The organism is Rhizocola hellebori (genome assembly GCF_016862955.1).
GTDB lineage: Bacteria > Actinomycetota > Actinomycetes > Mycobacteriales > Micromonosporaceae > Rhizocola > Rhizocola hellebori.
The window spans coordinates 1-19,042 of record NZ_BONY01000134.1 but is presented as its reverse complement, the minus strand read 5'-3'; the positions used below and the strand labels follow the sequence as shown (position 1 = coordinate 19,042).

Sequence of the window (19,042 nt, the reverse complement as noted above, 5' to 3'; positions counted from 1 at the left end):
GACAGCGGCGCGGCGCTGCAAATGTTGGCGCGAGTGAAGCGACGCGCGGCAGATCGCGCCTGGAGGGTGATGCAGCGATTGGCAAGCAGCGCGCAATCGCATCGCTCGCTCAGGAACGCGGGGCGCGAGGTGCGGGGGCGTGTGTTGGTTAGGCGAGGGCTAGGTCGCCTACTTCGGTGATTATGGCGGCGCCCATGGTGGTGGCGGTGGTGCAGTGTTTTAGCCATGAGCGGATGCCGTCGGGGGTGCCGGTGGCGAAGGCGCCTGCCGCGCCGAGGTATTCGGGCTCGCGGGCTAGGTGGATTTCTTCGGAGGCGACTAGGCCGCGGGGGTCCAGGCCGGACGCGACGAGGGTCAGCCGGGCGGCGGCGCGGGCGATGATTCCGTTGACGGGGCCAAAGGCGTTGAGCGCCAGCAACTCTCCGTGTACCACGGCGGCCCGGATGAGCGGGTCTCCGGAGCGGGACACAATGTAGGAGCAGACGCGGTCGAGCGAAGCGGCGGGGCGGCCGAGGGCGTCGGCGGGGACCAGGCCGGTGGCGGCGAGCAGGTGCAGCCGGGCGAAGACCTGGCGTGGCGCGTTCTCCCAGCGGGCGGCCAAGGCGGGCAAGGATTCCGCGACGCGCAGCGATCCCTGCAGCACGGGATCGAGCACGGTGCCGGATCTGACGAGCTCTAGATCGTACCCACCGGATAGAAGAGAAGCGCTGGCAACGGCGCAGCGTAAGCTGATCTCGGCGGCCACCTGGCCGCCCTTTCGTCGCAGTGCGGGGTGCCGGTAAGCGCCGTCCACCGCAGCGCGGGCGCCCTTCACCGCATCAGCGATGTCTGCCAGATTGAGAAGCGGCGCTAACGGGTCCATCATGGTCACCCAGGGTACCCAGAAGAATTAGTTAGGATTCTTTCCCATGAGCGAGACTTTGGAAAATCTGCTTTCGGAGACGAGGCAGTTCCCCCCGCCGGCGGAGCTCGCGGCGAACGCCAACGTCACCGCGGCGGCCTATGCCGAGGCCGACGCCGACCGGCTGGCCTTCTGGGAAAAGCAGGCCCGCCGCCTGGACTGGTTCAAGGAATGGGACCAGGTGCTGGACTGGTCCAACCCGCCCTTCGCGAAGTGGTTCGTCGGCGGACAGCTCAACATCTCGTACAACTGCTTAGACCGGCATGTGGCAAATGGCATCGGCGACCGGGTGGCGATCCACTGGGAGGGTGAGCCGGGTGACACCCGCACCCTGACCTACGCCGACCTGTTGACCGAGACCAAGAAGGCGGCCAACGCCCTGCTCTCGCTCGGCGTGAGCAAGGGCGACCGGGTCGCGATCTACATGCCGATGATTCCCGAGGCCGCGGTGGCGATGCTCGCCTGCGCCCGCATCGGCGCGACGCACAGCGTGGTGTTCGGCGGTTTCTCCGTCGATGCGCTGCGCGGCCGGATCCAGGACGCCAACGCGAAGCTGGTCATCACCGCTGACGGCGGCTACCGGCGGGGTGCGCCGAGCGCGCTCAAGCCGACCGTGGACGAGTCGGTGGCCGACTGCCCGTCGATCGAGAAGGTGCTCGTGGTGCGCCGCACCGGCCAGGAGGTCGCCTGGACGGACAAAGATGTGTGGTGGCACGACGCCATGAGCGAAGCCTCCGCCGAGCACGAAGCGGCCCCGATGGACGCCGAACATCCGCTGTTCATCCTTTACACCAGCGGCACCACCGCCAAGCCCAAGGGCATCTTGCACACCACCGGCGGGTACCTGACCCAGGTCAGCTTCACCCACCACGCTGTCTTCGATCTGAAGCCCGAAACCGACATCTACTGGTGCACCGCCGACATCGGCTGGGTGACCGGTCACTCGTACATCGTCTACGGCCCGCTTTCCAACGGCGCGACACAGCTCATGTACGAAGGCACGCCCGACACCCCGCACAAGGGCCGGTTCTGGGAGCTCATCGAGAAGTACGGGGTGACGATCCTCTACACCGCCCCGACCGCGATCCGTACCTTCGCCAAGTGGGGTGACGAGATCCCGGCCCAGTTCAACCTGGGGTCGTTGCGCCTGCTCGGAAGCGTGGGCGAGCCGATCAATCCCGAGGCCTGGATGTGGTACCGGGAACATATCGGCGGAAACCGTTGCCCCATCGTGGATACGTGGTGGCAGACGGAAACCGGCGGCATCATGATCTCCCCGCTGCCCGGGGTGACCGACTGCAAACCCGGATCGGCGATGCGCCCGCTGCCCGGCATCTCGGCGGAGATAGTCAACGACGCCGGCAACCCGGTCAACGGCGGTTACCTCGCCCTGACCAAGCCGTGGCCGTCGATGTTGCGGACCATCTGGGGTGACGACAACCGCTTCCTCGAGACCTACTGGTCGCGTTTCAAGGAGCAGGGCTTCTACTTCGCCGGAGACGGCGCGAAGCGCGACGAGGACGGCGCGATCTGGCTGCTGGGCCGGGTCGACGACGTCATGCTGGTGAGCGGGCACAACATCTCCACCACCGAGGTCGAGTCGGCGCTGGTCGCGCACCCCGCGGTCGCGGAAGCGGCCGTGGTCGGGGCCACCGACGCCACTACCGGCCAGGCCATCGTCGCCTTCGTGATCCTGCGCGGGTCGGCCGAGGTATCGACCGAGGAGTTGCGCAACCACGTCGCCAAGACGCTCGGCCCGATCTGCAAACCGCGCCAGATCATGCTGGTCGCGGAGCTGCCGAAGACCCGCTCCGGCAAAATCATGCGGCGGTTGCTCAAAGATGTGGCCGAGAAACGTTCTCTCGGCGACGTCACGACCCTGCAGGATTCAGCGGTCATGAGCCTGATCGCCGAAGGAATGAACTCCGCCACGGCAAGCGAAGATTAGAGCAAGGAATGCTGACGGTCACCGCGGCAAGCCGCGGTGACCGCCAGGGGCGCGGGATAAACCCGCGCCCCTTTGCTATGAACTAGTTCTGGACCTGGATGACCATGAACGGGATGAGAACGCTGTTCTCGATCACGACCTTGATCTTCACGCCGTCACCGGCGACCTTCACCGAACCCAGCGGGTTTCCGGTGCTGTAGTACCGGTTCGGGTCCGAGTCATCGAAGGTGCGGATGGCCGGGCCCGACGGGACGACAGCGGTCGCGCCGTTGGCTTTGTGGAAGGTCACGGCGTCCGTGCTGTGCGTCCCGAAGGTCGCGTCGAACGGCTGCCGCCGGTTGCCGATGATCAGCCCGTCCGAATAGGTGATCGGGGCGGGCCGCGCGTCGACCGGCAACGTCAGACCGCCGCCGAGGTGCGCGATGGTGTTGTTGTCGGAGTACGCGTAGTTCACATACCACACCAGCATTCCGTCCTGGTACGGGAACTTCTCGACGCCCTTGGCACTGCTGAAGTTGTACGGGCCGGTCTTGAAGTTCTTGTCATACCCGGTGTAGCTGCGGTACTCGGCCATGTAGAAGTGCTCGGCCTGCCGGCTGGTCGAACCCGTCATCCGGGTGAAACCGTTGGCAGTCCAGGCGCCTACGCCGGCCTCGACGTCGTCAGTCCAGCCGGTGCCGTTCGTGACGAGCGCAATGTCGTCAAGGAACGGGCCGGCGTAGTGCACGCCGCCGTCGGTCTGGTAGCGGAAGCGGAACTTGACGTTCTGACCCGCGTACACGTCCAGGTTGTAGGACAGCTCAACCCATACCGGTTCCTCGCCGCCGCCGGAGATTCCGTCGACCTCGGTTCCGATCTTGGTCCAGTTTGCCCCACCGTCGGTGCTGACCTCGCCATAGAGGAAGTCATAGCCTTCCTCGATGTCGTACCAAGCCTGCGTAGTGATCTTGGCCGAAGTTGCTCCGGTCAGGCTCACATCGCGGGTCAGTGAGACGTTGATGTCGTCAGCACTGCCACCCCACCATTCCCAGGTTCCGGACTTGGGGGTGTTGTACTCGGTGACGATGGTTTGCGTCGGCAGCGGAACGACAACGGCTTGCGCCAGCGGTCCTTCCGGGTTCGCCGCGGATCCCAGCGTCACGATCTTGTTCTGGCCATTGCCGACCACGTCGTAGTCGAGCCAGCCGAGGAACAGCTTCTCCCACGGACCCATGTAGATCGGAGAGGTGCCGATTTCGGTGGTGCTGTGGCTCATCCACGAGCCACCGGACATGAGGGTCCAGAACGCGGTGCTGTTGTCGCCACCCTGGGTGTCGTAGAGGTCCGGCAGACCGAGGTCGTGCCCGAACTCGTGGGCGAACACGCCCAGACCACCATTTTCCGGCTGCACCGTGTAGTCGTAGACCCAGATACCCGAGTTACCGATCTGCGTGCCGCCACCGAGGTTGCCCACGGGGCCGGCCGAGCCGACCAGGTTCTGGTACGCCGCCCAGCGGTGCGACCAGATCGCGTCAGCGCCCTGGGTGCCGCCGCCGGCCTCTTCGCCCTCTCCAGCGTGGACAGCCTGGAAGTGGTCGATGTAGCCGTCGGGCTCGTTGAAGTTACCGTCGCCGTCGAAGTCGTACCGGTCGTAGACGTCGAACTGCTTCAGGTACTCACTGATTTCCGCCTGAGTCTTGCCCGCGGCGAGCTGCGAGTTGTACCAGGCGTTCGCGGTGTCCCGGATGAACGGCCAGTACGTGCTGCGGTCGTCGTAAGGCGAACTCGAGGGGAAGTTGTGACCGTACCGGGCCTCGTTGTAGTCCAACTGAACCCAGTTGGAGACCGCGGTGTTGGTCGTGTACTTGCCGCCCGACTGCTTCATGTAGAAGTCGGCGAGCGATTCGCCTGGCCCGTTGTACATCTGGTTGAAGTGGGCCTGGCTGAAGTCCGGCTGCCAATAGGTCGAGTTGTCTACAGCCCTGTTGGGCTCCGCGATCTGATTGTGGCCGGGCCCGGCGGTTCCGCCGGTTAGGGGGTGGACGGTGGTTCCGAATTGCGCCAGCACAGCGAAGACGGGGTCGACTTTGTCGGCCTTCTTCTTCAGCTCGGACCAGCGGTTGCCAACGCGGACAACCTCCGAACCGTTGCGCTGCTCTGGCCTTGCCGAACCGTTGATGACGCGACTAATCGCTTCCTTCTTCAGGTCCGCCAAAGCTTCTGCCCGGGGGTTGTGAAGGTTGTCAACACGGCTAGCTTGCGCCGTTTCCAGCGGGTTTACCAGCTGCTGCTGGGGTACACCGCTGGCGGGGGCGCCGGCAAAGCTTGCGACGACGAGCGCCACAGCGAATCCGCCACCGAGAATCCGATTGCGCAAAGGGTCCTCCCTCCCTTTACACGCCGATGCAACGAGCAGACAGGGATTAGTCGCACCCACAGCATCGGCAGGGTGGAGATAGCCTTGCACATAACGAATTAGAAGTCAGTAGTCAAATGTCAATTACTGAAAGGCTTGAACAGCAAGCCATTTCCACCTTCGCACGGTGGGCCCGATATGAGTTGAATAGACCTTTCATTCAAATCCATCAGCACTGTCCAAATGGTCTCGGACTGATCAGCAGGACTGTCTCGCACATCGAGGTGTCGGCAGATCCCGATCGGAGCGCTGTGATGATCCTTCAAAACGTCAAGGATTTCATCGAATGACAGTTTGCCATCGCTCTGAAGAAGCAACCGGCGCGCTCTGGCCGACCTGAAAAGCGACGATCCGCCCCAATCTTTGATCGTGTCGTAAACCGGCACAGCCGTCTCAAAGTGGTTGGCGTGCACCAGAATTCCGTCCTGCGGATGCATCCAGCCGGCGTCGCCGGGACACAGCTCCAGGTCAAGCAATTCGCCGCCATCGGAATGTGATTGTCCAATGAGGAGATTTATGCTCGCGGAGCGGGGAATGCGCAATACATTCCGGGTCGCCCAGGACAATGAATCGGCTTCCAGGACGCTTCGCAGCAGCACGTGATAGGGCACGCCGCCGGGCAGGCCGTCCCGATCGCAGCCGATGAGATTCACGCAAACTCCGAGCCCGGCCGAGTTCAGCCCGGCCTTGGCCAGCATGCCCGCCTCGGTCAGCGCCGCCACCTCGTGCCCACGCTCGTCACGGGTGATCAGCAGCAGGGTGTACGGCCGCTGGGCGGGATGCCAGTCCCAGTTCTGGGCCAGCAGGGTGTGGCCGGTGAGCGAATGGGAATCGAGCACCCCGATCGCCGTGCATTCGCCGGCCTCCGCGCCCGGGCTGCCACAGGTCGGATTCCCGTAGAGCAGCTCCGACCTGGCGTTGATCGCATAGATCAGCTCTGGTTCCAGGCCGGCCGCCTCCGCCATCGCGTCGAGCATCGTGGCGAGCCGGGGGAAATGCTGGCGGGTGGTCGCGTGAAAAAGCGCTCCCTGCTCGAGGACCGAGGATCTGCTCAGGCCGACCGCGCTGGCGAAGCGCTGCAGGTAGGCGTCGACGTTGGCCCTGATCTGATCACGGGCTTGTGCGCCATAGCCAGCGCCCATCTCTTCTGGGGTACCGCTGACATCAACGACCGGGAGGGGGAAGTTCATGCTTGGCAACGGTACCCGCCCGTAAGATCGGCACATGGTCTCCCTCCGGCGCAAAGCGCGGCGGCTCCGCCTGCGCCGGAAGGCGGTAACCAGCGAGGTGGCCCGGTTTCTGCGCACCGAACAGATCGGTGGGCTGATCCTGCTGGGCGCCACCGCCCTGGCTTTGATCGTTGCCAATTCGCCGCTGCAGGACTGGTACCAAACACTAAGCGACACGGTCATCGGACCGTCTGCCCTGCATCTGAACCTCACGCTGGCGACCTGGGCCGAGGATGGCCTGCTCGCCATCTTCTTCGTGGTGGCCGGTTTGGAGCTCAAGCGCGAGCTGGTGGTCGGCGAGCTGCGCAACCCGCGTCAGGCGATGCTTCCGATCGCGGGTGCGCTCGGCGGCATGATCGTCCCGGCGCTGGTCTGCCTGGCGGTCGCGTGGGGCGCGCCGGGTGGCAAGGATGCCTGGCCCGTCCCGGTCGCCACCGACATCGCCTTCGCGCTCGCGGTGCTCGCGATCACGGCTCGGGATCTGCCGCCGAGCTTGCGGGTGTTCCTGCTCTCCCTCGCCATCGTGGACGACCTTGGTGCCATCCTGCTGATAGCGGTGCTTTTCACCTCACACATCAGCATTCCGGCACTGCTCGGCGCGGCCGCGGTGATGGGCGTCTACATCGTGCTTCAGCGAATGCGGATCAAAGGCTGGTGGATCTACATTCCGCTGGCGCTACTCACTTGGGTGCTGGTCCACGAATCAGGAATCCACGCGACCATCGCCGGTGTGGCGATTGGCCTCGCCACCCGGGTCAAACCCGACCCGGGCGAGCACGAGGCCACGGCTGAGCTGCTAGAACACCGTCTGCAGCCGATCTCCGCCGGAATCTGTGTGCCACTGTTCGCCTTCTTCGCCGCCGGCATCCCCTTCACCTTCAGCGACATCGGTGTCATGTTCAGCGATCGGGCCGCGCTCGGAGTCCTGCTCGGGCTGGTGGTCGGCAAGACCATCGGCGTCTTCGGCGGCGCGGCGCTTTCCGTCAAGAGCGGCTTGGGCAGGCTTCCCGAGTCGTTGCACTGGCACGACCTCGCCGCGGTCGCGGTGCTCACCGGATGCGGCTTCACGGTCAGCCTGCTCATCGCCGAGCTGGCCTTCCCCGAGGGCACCCAGCAGGGCAGCATCAAGGCCGCAGTGCTGGTGGGATCGCTTACCGCGTCCTTACTCGCCGCAGCCCTGCTCCGCGGGCGCGTCCGCACTCGCAGGGGCTAACCTGCTGCACATGAGTCCTTTCATGATTACGGGTGCACCCGATGACTCCGTGGTCATGACCCCGGGGCCGTGGGAACACCGCTTCGTCAGCGCCAACGGCAGCCGTTTTCACGTGGCCGAGCTGGGCAGCGGGCCGCTGGTGTTGCTGCTGCACGGGTTCCCGGAGTTCTGGTGGGCCTGGCATCAGCAGCTGCCCATGATCGCTGACGCCGGATTTCGAGCGGTGGCGGTTGATCTGCGCGGATACGGGGCTTCCGACAAACCGCCGCGAGGTTACGACGGCTTCACCCTCGCCGCCGATGTGACCGGTCTCATCCGGGCCCTGGGCGAGCGCCGGGCCGTGGTGGTGGGGGCCGGAGCCGGTGGGCTGATCGGCTGGGCGGCGGCCGCCATGCATCCCAAGCTGATCCGGCGGCTCGTCGTGCTCGGCGCGGCTCACCCGCTGCGGCTTCGCTCCGCGCTCGTCGGCCAGGCCGCGCAGCGCCGCGCTGGAGCCGGCCTGCTGCGCTTCCAGCTTCCGCGTTACGAACATGTGCTCACTCGCGATAGTGCGGCTCTGGTGGGCCGGCTGCTCGCCGAATGGACCGGCCCCGCGTTCCGCGCCACCGCCGCCTACACCGAGTATGAGCAGCGGTGCCGTGAGGCGATGAGCATTCCCCAGGCCGCCTTTTGTGCAATGGAAGCGTATCGATGGGCTTTTAGATCAACAATGAGGCTTCATGGGTACCGGTTCACGAAAGCCATGCGCCAGCCAATAGTCACCCCAACCCTGCAGCTTCAGGGCGCACTCGACACGATCACGTTGCCCGCGACGGCGCAGGGATCGGGCAAGTATGTCCTGGCCGACTACGAGTGGCGGCTACTCGACGGCATCGGGCACTTCCCGCACATGGAGACCCCCGAGCTGGTCGCCGGCGAGATCGTGCGCTGGGCCAAGGGCTAGCGCTAAACGCGCAGCTCGCGCAGGTCAACCACTTCACTCAGCGGCGCCCAGCCCTGGTACACGCCGAAGTCGAACTCGTCCAGGCCCAGCTCCTTCGCCACCGGGGCCCGGCCTCCCGTGTACTCCACCCGCAGCCACGCCTCGTGTTCGGCCAGCACGATGAACGGCTGATCGCGCCAGGTGCAGGTGGTGCGGATGTAACAGATGTCCTCCACCTCCGAGGTGGGCACCACCCGGACATACCGGCCGGGACGCACCTCGGTGAAGCCCTCGGCGGGCTCGGGCAGGTAGAGCCGAACGTTGTCGCCGTCCGGGCTCGCGTCGTACTCGGCCCCCTGGTAGCGGGCCACAAAGCCATCACGCATCGACTCAGCCTCCATCGGTGCGCAGCCAGCGTTGCCCGTCGGTGTCGAGCACCGCGACGATTTCCTCCACGCCGTCGTTGCGCATCCGCAGCAGGCGCGCCCCGTGCGGCAGCCGCGCACTGTCCACCTTGAATTCGGCGATGATCTCTTTGTTCTCCCCTGGCGCGAACCCGTTGCCCCGGAAGGGCGCCCGCTCGATGACCCAGCCCTGCATCGCCTTCATGCCGGCCTCATGGTTGCCGCCGTAAGGGATCCTGTACAGGTTGGGCCGGTAGGCCGACCAGCGCAGCAGATAGATCTCGGTGGCATCGGCGGCGAACGGCGAGCCTGGCCAGTCAAGCCCGAGCGCCCCCCGCATCTGGGCGATGCTCTTGAGATGGCCCACCTCGTGCGCCCGGTGCACAAAGCCGGAAACGCGATCGTAGCCGCGCTCAAGGTAGTAGCTGACCTGGCTCGCGGCGATCGCCTTCTGCAGCACGGTCAGCTCCGGGTTGGCCCGTCCGGCCACCGGCGCCGACGTCTTGCTGTCGCTCGCTGCCTGCTGCTGCTCCTCGTCATCGCCGCCCAGACCCACCTCGGCCGCCCAGTTCGCCAGCGCGAGCAGCTGCCCACCGGGAAGCGTCGCCCCCACCGGCGTGCCCGGGTTCACCGCGAAGCTCCACGTCGGGTCCGGCCATTCCTGGATCAGCTTGATGAACTTGATGGAGACCGTCTCCAGCGGCTCGGCGAGATGCTGGGTGGAGGTGTAGCAGACGATGTGGGGTTCCCCGTCGATCGGCTGGGGCCGCCAAGCACCGTTGGTCGTTCCGGCCGACTTGGGGATCAGCACCGTGGCCAGGAGCAATGTGGACAGGAAGGCATCGGTGTTGCCCGTGTTGGCCGCAGCGAAAAGCTCTTCCTCGACCGAGTTCGCCGGAATGAAGTCCGGGTCCGGCTCGGCGTGCCGCGCCTTCCCGTTCATCTCCCGTGGCTCGGTGCTCGCCGGCTCCGGCTGCCCGAGCACGGTCGTGGGTGCCGCCTCCAGCCGCCCTCCCGGCGCGGCCTTGCTCTCCTGCGCGGCTGCCGCGGCCTCACTGGCGCGGGCCCTGGCCACTGATTCGGCCCAAAGATCGGTGCCGCTCTGCATCGTCGGCTCAGCGGCTGCCGCCCTGGCCTTGGAGTCGGCCCAAAAGTCCGTGCCGCCCTGCACAGTCGGCTCAGCAGCCGCCGCCCTGGCCCTGGAATCGGCCCAGAAATCCGTGCCACCCTGCACAGTCGCCTCAGCAGCACCCTTCCTGGCGGCCGAGTCGGCCCAGAAATCGGCAGCCCCCGCCTTGCCGCCCTGCGCCGTCGCCTCGGCGGCACCCTTCCGGCTGGCCGAGTCGGCCCACAGGTCGGTGGCGCTCTGCTTGCTCGCCTCGGCGGCACCCGCCCGAGCCGCGCCGCTCTGCGCCGTTGCCTCGGCGGCACCTTTCCGGCTGGCCGAGTCGGCCCAGAAGTCGGCGACGCTCGCGCTGGCCGGGGCGGCCTGCGCCGCCGCCCGGGCCTTGGAATCGGCCCAAAAGTCCGTGCCGCTCTGCACTGTCGCTTCGGCGGCGCCATTTCGGCTGCCCTGATCAGCCTGGGCCGCTGCCTCCGCGCCGCGCCTCGGGGCCGAGTCACGCCAAAGCGAAGTGGCGCTCTGCCTGGGAGGTTCGGCGGCGGGACCGCGCTCACCGACCACCTGGGTGTCGGCGGCCTGCATCAGCCACGGCTGCGCCGGTGTCGCGGGTTGGGCCGACGGCAGGTTGCCGGGTTGACGGCGCGGTAAATCGGTCGAGCCCGCCACCAGGGTGGGCTCGGCCCACGCGCCTGTGCCAGACGACTCCCCGGATGCGGCGGCCGCTTCGCGCCAAGCCGCGAGCTTGGCTATGGCCTCGCCCTCGTCCGAGACCGGCTCGGCATCGATCGGTGCCGCAGCGGCCGGACGCCTGGCCGCGGGCCTGCCCGGACGCCGCAACGTCGGCGGCTCGGGCTCCTGACGCAATGGTTGGCCGGGCGGCGACATCTCGGGCTGAGGCTGAGTCCACATCGCCGGGGCGGGCTCGTGGCGCAGCGGCTGATAAGGCTCAGACGCGGGCTCACGCCGCGAGGGCTGCCCGGGGTGGTACGGCTCGGGTTGACCCCACATCGCCGGGGCGGGCTCGCGCCGAGGGCTGGCCGGCTCACGCCAGGGGGTGGGATCGTGCCAAGGCGTCTGTGACGGCGACTGCGGCGGGAAGGGCTCGGTGGGCGGCGACGGCGGTGCCGACGGCAGAGCTCGCGGACCCACCGTGGCGGAGACCCTGACCGGCTCGCGGTTGTCGCGTGGGGGCTGGTGACCCGCGGCACGTGCGGCCTTGGCCCTTTCCAGTGCTTCGACCCGGGCCAGCCGGTCGCGTGGCGCGGAGGAGGAGGACGACTGCCCCGGAAGGCGAGCGTCGCCTTGGGACAGCTGAGCGACGAACCATGCGGGAAGATAGCCTTCGATCGGCAGCCCCGGGTTGATCGCCAGCCACCAATCGTGGTTGGGCCAAGACCCGGCCAGCTCGGCAAACGGCATTCGCCGGGCGGCGCCGGCGTGCTCGGCCAAGCAGGTGCGCATGGAGGCGGTGGAGGTGAACGCGAGCAGATGGGTGTGATCGTTGGAGGTCCAGGTCGCCCAGCCCATGGGCGTGCGCCCGGCGACCGCGTCGGCGGACACCGGCAGCAGCAGGTGGACCTTGCCCAGGACGCGGAAATAGCGCTCCTGATCACCGGCGAGCAAGGCCTCGTAAAGGGCAACTTCCGCCTCTGTGGTGGGCTCCCACCCGGCCCTGGTCATGACGATGTCACCTCCTTACCCAGCACGCTCCGCGTACAACCTACTAGCTAAGTGCATTCAAGTAGCATCCTCAGCACCGTGAGCTATCGCAGATTCTGGAGGCGAAGTGCGCACCCCCCTCTCAGTACTTACCGCTTTGACGGCCCTCGCCGCCAGCGTGCTGGTAGGAGCCACGGCCAGCCCGGCTTACGCCCAGCCGTGCAGCCAGCCTCAGGCGGGCGCGCAGATATCCGACAATCCATGGCAACACGTGGTGTGGGATCTCAGCAAGATGCCCGCCGATGCCACTGGCAAGGGGATCCTCGTCGGGGTGCTCGACTCCGGAGTCGACGATGATCACCCGCAGCTGCAGGGGCAGGTCGCCGACTTCATCGATCCGCTGAAACATCAATCCAAGGTCGACGATCTCTGCGGACACGGCACAGCGGTGGCCGGCTTGATCGCCGGCAAGAAACGCAACGACGTCGCCTTCCGCGGGTTGGCCTTCGATGCCAAGATCCTCTCTGCCCGCGTGAGTGAGCAGGTCCCCGGTCACGACGATGAGGCCCCGGTCACCGACGCCGAGATGGCGGCAGCCGTGCGGTGGGCGGTGGACAAGGGTGCCAAAGTTATCAATATCTCGTTTGTCTATGTCTCGGCGGTGGGCCGCGATCTCTTCAAGAAGGCGATCGAGGACGCAATCAGCCGCGACGTGGTGATAGTGGCCGCGGTGGGCAACAACAACACCGCCGAGCGCAAGAACCCCACGCCCTATCCCGCGGCTTGGCCGGGCGTCGTCGGGGTCGCGGCGATAGCGTCCAATGGCGACCTTCTGCCCGCGTCCGGGGTCGGCGACTTTGTAGACATTGCCGCGCCCGGCAAAGACGTGCTCGTTCCTAAGCCGATTGGCGGGTACGGCTTCGACGCCGGCACGAGCTTCGCCTCGCCCCTGGTGGCCGCCACGGCCGCGCTGATCTTCCAGCGCTTTCCGGGTATCAAGGCCAAAGAGGTCATCCGGCGGCTGCTCGCGACGGCCGATCCCGCCCCGGGCGGCAGACGCAGCGAGGGCTATGGCGCCGGCCTGCTGAACCCGGTCCGGGCGGTGACCGAGGTCATCGACGATGCCGCACCGGCTCGGGCCCGGGCGCTGCAAGCCCCCACCATCGATCCGGTTCAGGCACGCGCCGCAGCCGAGGAAGCGCGCATTCGGGAGCAGGCCCTGTGGTTCAGCGCGATCGGCATAGTGGCAGCGCTGCTTGCGGTGGCGCTGATGGTCGCGTTGCCGGCCGGGATCCGCAGAAAGTGGCGCCCCGCCGGCGAACGTTAGCGGCACCTGCGGCGGGAAATCAAAAGGGAGCGCGATCTCGCGCTCCCTTTGGTCTCTCGGGGTGGTGCGTCGGCTAAGCCAAAATAGAGCTCAGCTGAACAGGTTGGTGTTGCGCTGCTCAGTCGCCTGGTATTGCTCTGCGGACTGCTCAACGGCCCGCTTGATGTCACGCAACATGGTGGCAAGGTCGTTGGCAGCCTTGGTCCACGTCGCCTGGCGCGCCTGGTAAGCGTCGCGGGCAGCACCATCCCAGGAAGCCACCAGCGGCGCGGCGGTCTGGGCCGCCTCATCCAGCTGGCTCGACATGGTGTTGATCGCGTTGTTGATGTCACCAGCAGCTGTCGCCAGAGCGGTGAAGTTAACGACGAGTTGTCCTTGTCCTGACATTGATAACCTCCCCTTTTCTGTTACAGCGGCAGCGTAATGCTGGCGTTGATGTTGCCGACCGCACTCGCTTGCTCGTCGTCGGTGGCCGTGTATTGCTGACCCGACGTGCGGATCGCCGTAGCGGTCTCGCGAAGCGCGCGGCTGAGCGCCTTCTGGTTTTCCTGGTAGGCCATCTTTACGTTCGTGAACGAATTGCCACCGGCACCCCGCCACGCTGTCTGCAGCGTCTCCAGCTCGTTCATGAGCCGCGTGAGCATAGACTGCAGCGAGTCGTCGACACGTTCAAACTTCGATGCCGCAGTTTCCATCGCCGCGGCTTCGGCTGTTGTTTGAGCCATTGTCTAACGTCACCCCACTCCCTGATTGGTCAAACCTTCGCGGCTGACGGTAGCCGCCCCGGACAAATGGCGCCACCCCGTCCGACAAAGCTGTGGATAACCATCTAGGAAACCGTTAATGGCACCAAGGCTTCAGCGGGGTCAAGACCTGGACCTTCTGGCAGCAAAGCGATCAACGCGGGTGGCAATTTAAGGGTCGAAATCCCTTCGTAACCAAACCTCGCCAGGACTTGACCATTCGCGGCGGCGTAGCGCACACCGTCTGGCGCGACGAGGCTGTACGTCTGTCCAGAAGAGACAAGCGCACCCCGGCCGGACGGCATGATGACATAGTCCGCATAGACCCCACCGACCGCGCTTCGCTTGGCGGTGCCCGGGCGCTGGGTCACATCGATCTTGACGTCAGCGCGCAACTCCGAGGCTCCCTGATCGTCCTTGATGACCGAACACAGCCCGCTTCCGGTGTAGACGGCGATCGACGGGCGGTCCACCGGCGGGTCCAGCGGGCTGCTGTTCGGCGGTGGCAGCAGCTTGTCGTTGATGGCGCCGAACCTGTTCAGATCGTTGATGCTTTCGCTTCCACCGCGTACCGAGCCCAGCAGAGCGGCCTGGAACTCGCTCACCCAGGCCAGATCCGTGGCGCGCACCACCACGTATTTGTCCTCCTGGAAGCTGTTCACGCGGATCACCTGGCCGACGTTCCAAATGGGATTCTTCTCGAACGGGGTTCCCTTACCCTGGATCACCAGCGGTTCCAGCGGCTGTCCTTTGGCGACGCCGTTGATGAACGCGGACGACACGATGGTCGGCTGGATGCCGGGAGCCAGCGTGCTCGCCACCGCGGGCCGGATCTCGTAGAGGCGGCCTCGCCAAAGCAGATAGGTATCCGTGGGAGCAGTTGAACGCGTGGCCGACTTGACCACGATGGCCTCGTTGTCCATCACTGTGCGGCCACCCATGCCGCTCTGATCGCCCGCGGCGACCACGGAGACCGGCGAACCGTTGCCCGGCAAGGAACATACCGACCAGGGGAAGCCCACAAGCTCTTGCGGACTGGGCAGGGTGTCGGGAAGGAAGGCCACCCCGACCGTCACCCCCCACGGCACTCCCTGCAACGATTTGGCCGACACTTCGAACCTGGCCGGTTTCGCTGAGCTGGAGGCCAGGTAGGCCGACGCAAGGTTGAGCGCCGGGTGCAGCTTGTTCTCCCGCCACACGTAGACGGCCCCGCTGCCTTTCTCAATGATGACGGCGCCTTCGGTGCGCCACGACCGGTCGCCCCGGTTGGTGAAGACCCCGTAGACGCCGAAGCCGGCGGCGATGACGATCGCCACCAGCACGCTGGCCAATGCCGCGGTGGCCACCCGCCGGAACGGCGACTGCGGTGGATCGGTCTCCCGCAACACGAGCGCCGACACGACTCTTTGCACCATGAACTGGTACGAGTGCAGCTGATCCTGTCTCGATGGCATCCGGCCTCCCCCAGCAGTCCGCGTTTGGCCTAACATGGCCACTGCACGCCTGCAGGGGAGGTTATCGCGATGAGCGTGGAAACGGTGAATCCATCCCCCGCGCCTGCGGCTGGCCAGCTTCACCCCCGATCGCCACGGCGCGTTCTGGGTCTTGGCAGTGGCCAGATCGTCGCTGCCCAACTCGCCTTGGCCCTGGTCATCGGGACAATGCAGTGGAATCTGATCGCGCTGGCGGTGGCGGTGCCGATCGCCGCCGCGATGGTGGTGCTCGGCTGGGGCCGGATGCGCGGCCGCTGGCTTTCCGAGTGGGTTTCCATCTGGCTTCGCTATCGAGGTCGCGACCGGCATCTCGACCAGGGAACAGACGCGGCCGGCCTGCTCGCCCTGGCCCACCCGGGCAGCCGGGTGTCCACATTCGACATTGAGGCCACCCCGGTCGCGATGATCGCTGACGGCGAGGGCCTGGTTGCCCTGTTGGAGCTGGGCGAGTCCGCGGTGATCCCGAGCCGGGCCTGGCACGCGCTGCCGTCGCCGGGCTCGCTGCTGCCCACGCCCGCCCCGGATACCCCGCCGGTCAGGCTGCAGTTGCTGTTGCACTCCGTGGCCACCACCGGCGCCGCGCCGGTCGCCGCTTCGTACCGGCAGCTCACCGCCGGCCGGCTGCTCGCCTCGGAACGTGCCATTCTCGTCGTGCGCGTGCAGCGCGCCGAGGGCTGGTCCGATGAGGATCTCGAGCGTGCTCTCAGCGGCGCGGTCAGGAAGGTGCGCGCCAAGCTCGGCAGCGTCCCGCACCGGCCGCTCGGCGAGGTTGCGGCGCTTCGGGTGCTGGGCGAGTTCGCCGGGCACGATGGCACGCAACCGGCCCAGGAGGGTTGGGCGGCGATGCACATCGGCGGGTTGCTGCAGACCACCTACCGGGTCGAGCGGTGGCCGCAGGCTCACCCCGATCCGTCGCACGCTCTGCTTCCGCGGTTGCTGCGACTGCCGGCGACCATGGTCTGCGTCTCGCTCACCGCCGGGCCATATCGCGGCTCAGGCGAAGCCGGCGCGCCCACCGATCACATGCCGGCCCAGCTCACGGTCAGGGTGGCTACGCCCGATCAGGCGAGCCTCGGCAACGCGGTCAACTCGCTGCGCCAGGTGCTCTCCAGCGACAATGCCAACTCCCGCCGATTCGATGGCGAGCAGATGGACGGGCTCCTGGCCACGCTGCCGCTGGCCGGGCCGACCCCGCTGGGGCTTCCCGCGGAGGAGGGCGCCCTGCGCCGATCTGCCTCGGTGGCCGCGCTCACCACTCCCTATGGCGGCAGCGGCCTGATGATCGGCGTCAACCGCCATCAGGAGGCGGTGTCGTTCCGCCTCTTCCGCCCGGAGGCCACCCGGGTCGTGCTCATCGGTGGTGTCCCGGTGGCGCAGACCTTGGCGGTAAGGGCGATGGCCCTCGGTGCGCACGTGCTCGTGCAGACCACCCGGCCCTGGGCCTGGGACGCGTTCAGCCGTGGCCTCGGCTCCGGCGCCTCGCTCACCGTGATGGCGCCCGGCCCGGTGACGGTGCCGCCGGGTCAGCCATTGCGGCCCTTGCTGACCATCGTCGATGCCGGCCCGGTCGCCGCCGACCGGTCGCCCGGCTCGCCCTGGCACAGCACGCTCGTGCTGCGCGACGATCTGTCTCCTGTGGACGTTGACGTCCTGGGCCGGGCTGACCTGGCGTTGCTTCAGCCGCTTCACCCGGCCGAGGCGGCGGTTGCCGTGTCGGTGCTCGGGCTCAGCCGCGACCAGGAGTCGTGGCTTTCCCGTGCTCAGCCCGGCATGGTCGGCGTGATCCATCGCCGTTCGGTGCGCTGGGCGGCGCTGTCGCAGACCCAGTACGAACAGCAGTTAATCGGCTCGCTGAATCGCCAGCGGTAGTCGGCCACCGCCACCGTGTGGCACGATGCCAAGCCATGGGCATCTTCCTCCGCTTGGCCGCCAGCGCTGCCGCTGTATGGATAGCGACGCTGGTGCTTCCCGGCATCACCGTCAGTGCCGACTCCGATTTGAAGAAAGTCGGCACCTATGTCGCGGTGGCGGTGCTTTTCGGCGTCGTCAACGCGGTGCTTCGCCCGATCATCAAGTTCTTCGGTTGCGCCTTCTATGTCTTCACGCTCGGGTTGATCTCCGTGGTGGTCAACGGCGCTCTGCTGATGCTGACCAGCTTCATCGCCGACAAGATCGGGCTCGGCTTCCATGTGAAGGACTTCTGGCCCTCCGCGGTGCTTGGCGCTCTTGTCATCGGCCTGGCCGGCTGGGCGATCAACCTCTTCATCAAGATCGCACCCAAGCCGAGCCTGCGATCGTCTCGCCCGGCGGCACCGGCGGCACCGCCGCCTCCCCCACCGCCGCCAGTCCGCCCGCAGGCGCAGTACCCGCCGCAGCAGCCGCAGTACCCGGCGCAGCCGCAGTACCCAGCGCAGCCGCAGTACCCAGCGCAGCCGCAATACCCGGCGCAGCCGACCTATCCGCAGCAGCCCGGCTCGCCACAGCAGCCCGGCTATCCGCAGCAGCCCGGCTATCCGCAGGGTTACCCGCCGCAGGACCCACCGCAGCAATATCCACCAAGCCAAGATCCGTATCGTAGATAACATGTCAGGGCCGAGGCGGAGTTCATCCCTTACCCTAAGTGGGTGAATCAGCTTCGCCTCGGCTACCTCTACGGTTTGGGCGCCTACACCCTCTGGGGCTTCTTCCCCGCCTACTTCAAACTGTTGCGCCCGGCCGGGCCGGTCGAGGTGCTGGCTCACCGCATCGTCTGGTCGATGCTCTTCATGGTGATCGTGCTGACCGCGATCCGGCGCTGGCACAAGATCCGCGAGCTGCTCGCCAACCGTGCCGCGCTTGGCGGCGTCACCCTCGCGGCCACCCTCATCGGACTGAACTGGGGCGTCTACATCTACGGCGTCAACAGCGACCGCGTGGTCGAGACCGCCCTGGGCTACTTCATCAACCCGCTGGTCATCATCGTGCTCGGCGTGGTGCTGCTCCAGGAACGCCTGCGGCCCTGGCAGTGGGGCGCCGTGGCCATGGGCGCCGTAGCCGTGCTGGTCCTGACCGTCGACTATGGACGGCCACCCTGGATCGCCCTCGTTCTCGCGGTCACGTTCGGTTTCTACGGGCTGGTAAAGAAGCGCCTTGCCCTGCCGCCGACCGACGGGCTGCTCGCCGAATCCGCCGTCCTGGCCCTGCCGGCCCTTGCCACGATTGGCTTTCTGGCCGCGTCCGGCCCGGTGAGCTTTGGCCAGGTGAGCCCTTTACATACATTTCTTGTGGTGGGTACCGGCGTCATCACCGCGATCCCATTGCTGTTCTTCGCCGGGGCGGCCAATCGGATCCCGATGGTCGCATTGGGCATGCTCCAATACGTGGGCCCGACCATCCAGCTCATGCTGGCCGTCTTCGCCTTCCACGAGCCGATGCCGCCAGTTCGCGTGATCGGCTTCGGAATCGTCTGGCTCGCCCTGATCATCTTCACCTGGGACGGCCTCTACCACGCCCGCCGCAACGCCCGCCTCGCCCCAGCCCCCGCCTGACGGTCTTCCCACCGCGCACACGGGCCCCGCGTTGCCCTCGCCCATACCGTGCAGCGGCCAACGGGAAGCCTCCAAGCCGCCTGAAGCCAAGGTGGGTGTTGCTGTCAGCCACCTTTGCTCTGCACCCATAGACGCACATCGACCATGAAGTTGCGCCT

14 protein-coding genes and 1 pseudogene are annotated in these 19,042 nt (G+C 66.7%); 7 read left to right on the top strand and 8 right to left on the bottom strand.

What is annotated here, in order from left to right; genetic code table 11:
• Positions 1-148 precede the first annotated feature (148 nt).
• Positions 149-862: an oxidoreductase gene (locus Rhe02_RS47445; RefSeq protein ID WP_239124539.1), complete on the bottom strand. Its 714-nt coding sequence runs from the start codon at positions 860-862 to the stop codon at positions 149-151.
• 46 nt (positions 863-908) lie between these two features.
• On the opposite strand from Rhe02_RS47445, the gene acs reads away from it, so the two are divergent.
• Complete coding sequence (gene acs, locus Rhe02_RS47440; RefSeq protein WP_203915169.1) at positions 909-2,849, top strand: acetate--CoA ligase; 1,941 nt, start codon at positions 909-911, stop codon at positions 2,847-2,849.
• Between the two features lie 82 nt (positions 2,850-2,931).
• Here acs and Rhe02_RS47435 read toward each other — a convergent pair whose 3' ends face one another.
• Positions 2,932-5,205: an immune inhibitor A domain-containing protein gene (locus Rhe02_RS47435; RefSeq protein WP_203915168.1), complete on the bottom strand. Its 2,274-nt coding sequence runs from the start codon at positions 5,203-5,205 to the stop codon at positions 2,932-2,934.
• Positions 5,206-5,324: 119 nt separating this feature from the next.
• Entirely contained in the window at positions 5,325-6,434 is a 1,110-nt protein-coding gene (locus Rhe02_RS47430; protein ID WP_203915167.1) for a C45 family autoproteolytic acyltransferase/hydrolase, read from the bottom strand.
• 34 nt (positions 6,435-6,468) lie between these two features.
• Here Rhe02_RS47430 and nhaA point away from each other — a divergent pair, with 34 nt between their 5' ends.
• Both nhaA and Rhe02_RS47420 read left to right on the top strand, forming a co-directional pair.
• The gene (gene nhaA / locus Rhe02_RS47425) at positions 6,469-7,686 is read left to right on the top strand and encodes a Na+/H+ antiporter NhaA (protein WP_203915166.1); all 1,218 of its coding nucleotides are present in this window, start codon (positions 6,469-6,471) and stop codon (positions 7,684-7,686) included.
• Between the two features lie 10 nt (positions 7,687-7,696).
• Complete coding sequence (locus Rhe02_RS47420) at positions 7,697-8,629, top strand: alpha/beta fold hydrolase (protein ID WP_239124538.1); 933 nt, start codon at positions 7,697-7,699, stop codon at positions 8,627-8,629.
• A gap of 2 nt (positions 8,630-8,631) precedes the next feature.
• Here the strand turns inward: Rhe02_RS47420 and Rhe02_RS47415 are convergent, their stop codons facing one another.
• Both Rhe02_RS47415 and Rhe02_RS50385 read right to left on the bottom strand, forming a co-directional pair.
• Positions 8,632-8,994: a UCP033725 family protein gene (locus Rhe02_RS47415; protein WP_203915165.1), complete on the bottom strand. Its 363-nt coding sequence runs from the start codon at positions 8,992-8,994 to the stop codon at positions 8,632-8,634.
• A gap of 4 nt (positions 8,995-8,998) precedes the next feature.
• Complete coding sequence (locus Rhe02_RS50385; RefSeq protein ID WP_239124537.1) at positions 8,999-11,815, bottom strand: SseB family protein; 2,817 nt, start codon at positions 11,813-11,815, stop codon at positions 8,999-9,001.
• A 106-nt stretch (positions 11,816-11,921) separates the two neighbouring features.
• Here Rhe02_RS50385 and Rhe02_RS47405 point away from each other — a divergent pair, with 106 nt between their 5' ends.
• Complete coding sequence (locus tag Rhe02_RS47405; RefSeq protein WP_203915164.1) at positions 11,922-13,121, top strand: S8 family serine peptidase; 1,200 nt, start codon at positions 11,922-11,924, stop codon at positions 13,119-13,121.
• A gap of 90 nt (positions 13,122-13,211) precedes the next feature.
• Here the strand turns inward: Rhe02_RS47405 and Rhe02_RS47400 are convergent, their stop codons facing one another.
• The 3 genes from Rhe02_RS47400 to eccB all read right to left on the bottom strand — a co-directional run bounded on the left by Rhe02_RS47400 (position 13,212) and on the right by eccB (position 15,318).
• Positions 13,212-13,508, bottom strand: coding sequence for a WXG100 family type VII secretion target (locus Rhe02_RS47400; RefSeq protein WP_203915163.1), 297 nt, complete (start codon positions 13,506-13,508; stop codon positions 13,212-13,214).
• A 20-nt stretch (positions 13,509-13,528) separates the two neighbouring features.
• The gene (locus tag Rhe02_RS47395; protein ID WP_203915162.1) at positions 13,529-13,846 is read right to left on the bottom strand and encodes a WXG100 family type VII secretion target; all 318 of its coding nucleotides are present in this window, start codon (positions 13,844-13,846) and stop codon (positions 13,529-13,531) included.
• Between the two features lie 104 nt (positions 13,847-13,950).
• Complete coding sequence (gene eccB, locus Rhe02_RS47390) at positions 13,951-15,318, bottom strand: type VII secretion protein EccB (RefSeq protein ID WP_203915161.1); 1,368 nt, start codon at positions 15,316-15,318, stop codon at positions 13,951-13,953.
• Between the two features lie 69 nt (positions 15,319-15,387).
• On the opposite strand from eccB, the gene Rhe02_RS47385 reads away from it, so the two are divergent.
• The 3 genes and pseudogenes from Rhe02_RS47385 to rarD all read left to right on the top strand — a co-directional run bounded on the left by Rhe02_RS47385 (position 15,388) and on the right by rarD (position 18,884).
• Positions 15,388-17,226 carry a type VII secretion protein EccE gene (locus Rhe02_RS47385; protein WP_203915160.1) on the top strand — a complete coding sequence of 613 codons (1,839 nt, stop codon included), beginning with the start codon at positions 15,388-15,390 and terminating at the stop codon, positions 17,224-17,226.
• Positions 17,227-17,261: 35 nt separating this feature from the next.
• Positions 17,262-17,612: pseudogene (locus Rhe02_RS50380) on the top strand (phage holin family protein); the annotation flags it as partial.
• Positions 17,613-17,981: 369 nt separating this feature from the next.
• Entirely contained in the window at positions 17,982-18,884 is a 903-nt protein-coding gene (gene rarD, locus Rhe02_RS47375; RefSeq protein WP_203915158.1) for an EamA family transporter RarD, read from the top strand.
• Positions 18,885-19,042: the final 158 nt, after the last annotated feature.

Excerpts from the sequence above, each read along its gene's own strand:
- Rhe02_RS47445 (WP_239124539.1), bottom strand. The coding sequence starts at position 862 with ATGGACCCGTTAGCGCCGCTTCTCAATCTGGCAGACATCGCTGATGCG.
- acs (WP_203915169.1), top strand. The coding sequence starts at position 909 with ATGAGCGAGACTTTGGAAAATCTGCTTTCGGAGACGAGGCAGTTCCCC.
- Rhe02_RS47430 (WP_203915167.1), bottom strand. The coding sequence starts at position 6,434 with ATGAACTTCCCCCTCCCGGTCGTTGATGTCAGCGGTACCCCAGAAGAG.
- nhaA (WP_203915166.1), top strand. The coding sequence starts at position 6,469 with ATGGTCTCCCTCCGGCGCAAAGCGCGGCGGCTCCGCCTGCGCCGGAAG.
- Rhe02_RS47420 (WP_239124538.1), top strand. The coding sequence starts at position 7,697 with ATGAGTCCTTTCATGATTACGGGTGCACCCGATGACTCCGTGGTCATG.
- Rhe02_RS47415 (WP_203915165.1), bottom strand. The coding sequence starts at position 8,994 with ATGCGTGATGGCTTTGTGGCCCGCTACCAGGGGGCCGAGTACGACGCG.
- Rhe02_RS50385 (WP_239124537.1), bottom strand. The coding sequence starts at position 11,815 with ATGACCAGGGCCGGGTGGGAGCCCACCACAGAGGCGGAAGTTGCCCTT.
- Rhe02_RS47400 (WP_203915163.1), bottom strand. The coding sequence starts at position 13,508 with ATGTCAGGACAAGGACAACTCGTCGTTAACTTCACCGCTCTGGCGACA.
- Rhe02_RS47395 (WP_203915162.1), bottom strand. The coding sequence starts at position 13,846 with ATGGCTCAAACAACAGCCGAAGCCGCGGCGATGGAAACTGCGGCATCG.
- eccB (WP_203915161.1), bottom strand. The coding sequence starts at position 15,318 with ATGCCATCGAGACAGGATCAGCTGCACTCGTACCAGTTCATGGTGCAA.
- Rhe02_RS47385 (WP_203915160.1), top strand. The coding sequence starts at position 15,388 with ATGAGCGTGGAAACGGTGAATCCATCCCCCGCGCCTGCGGCTGGCCAG.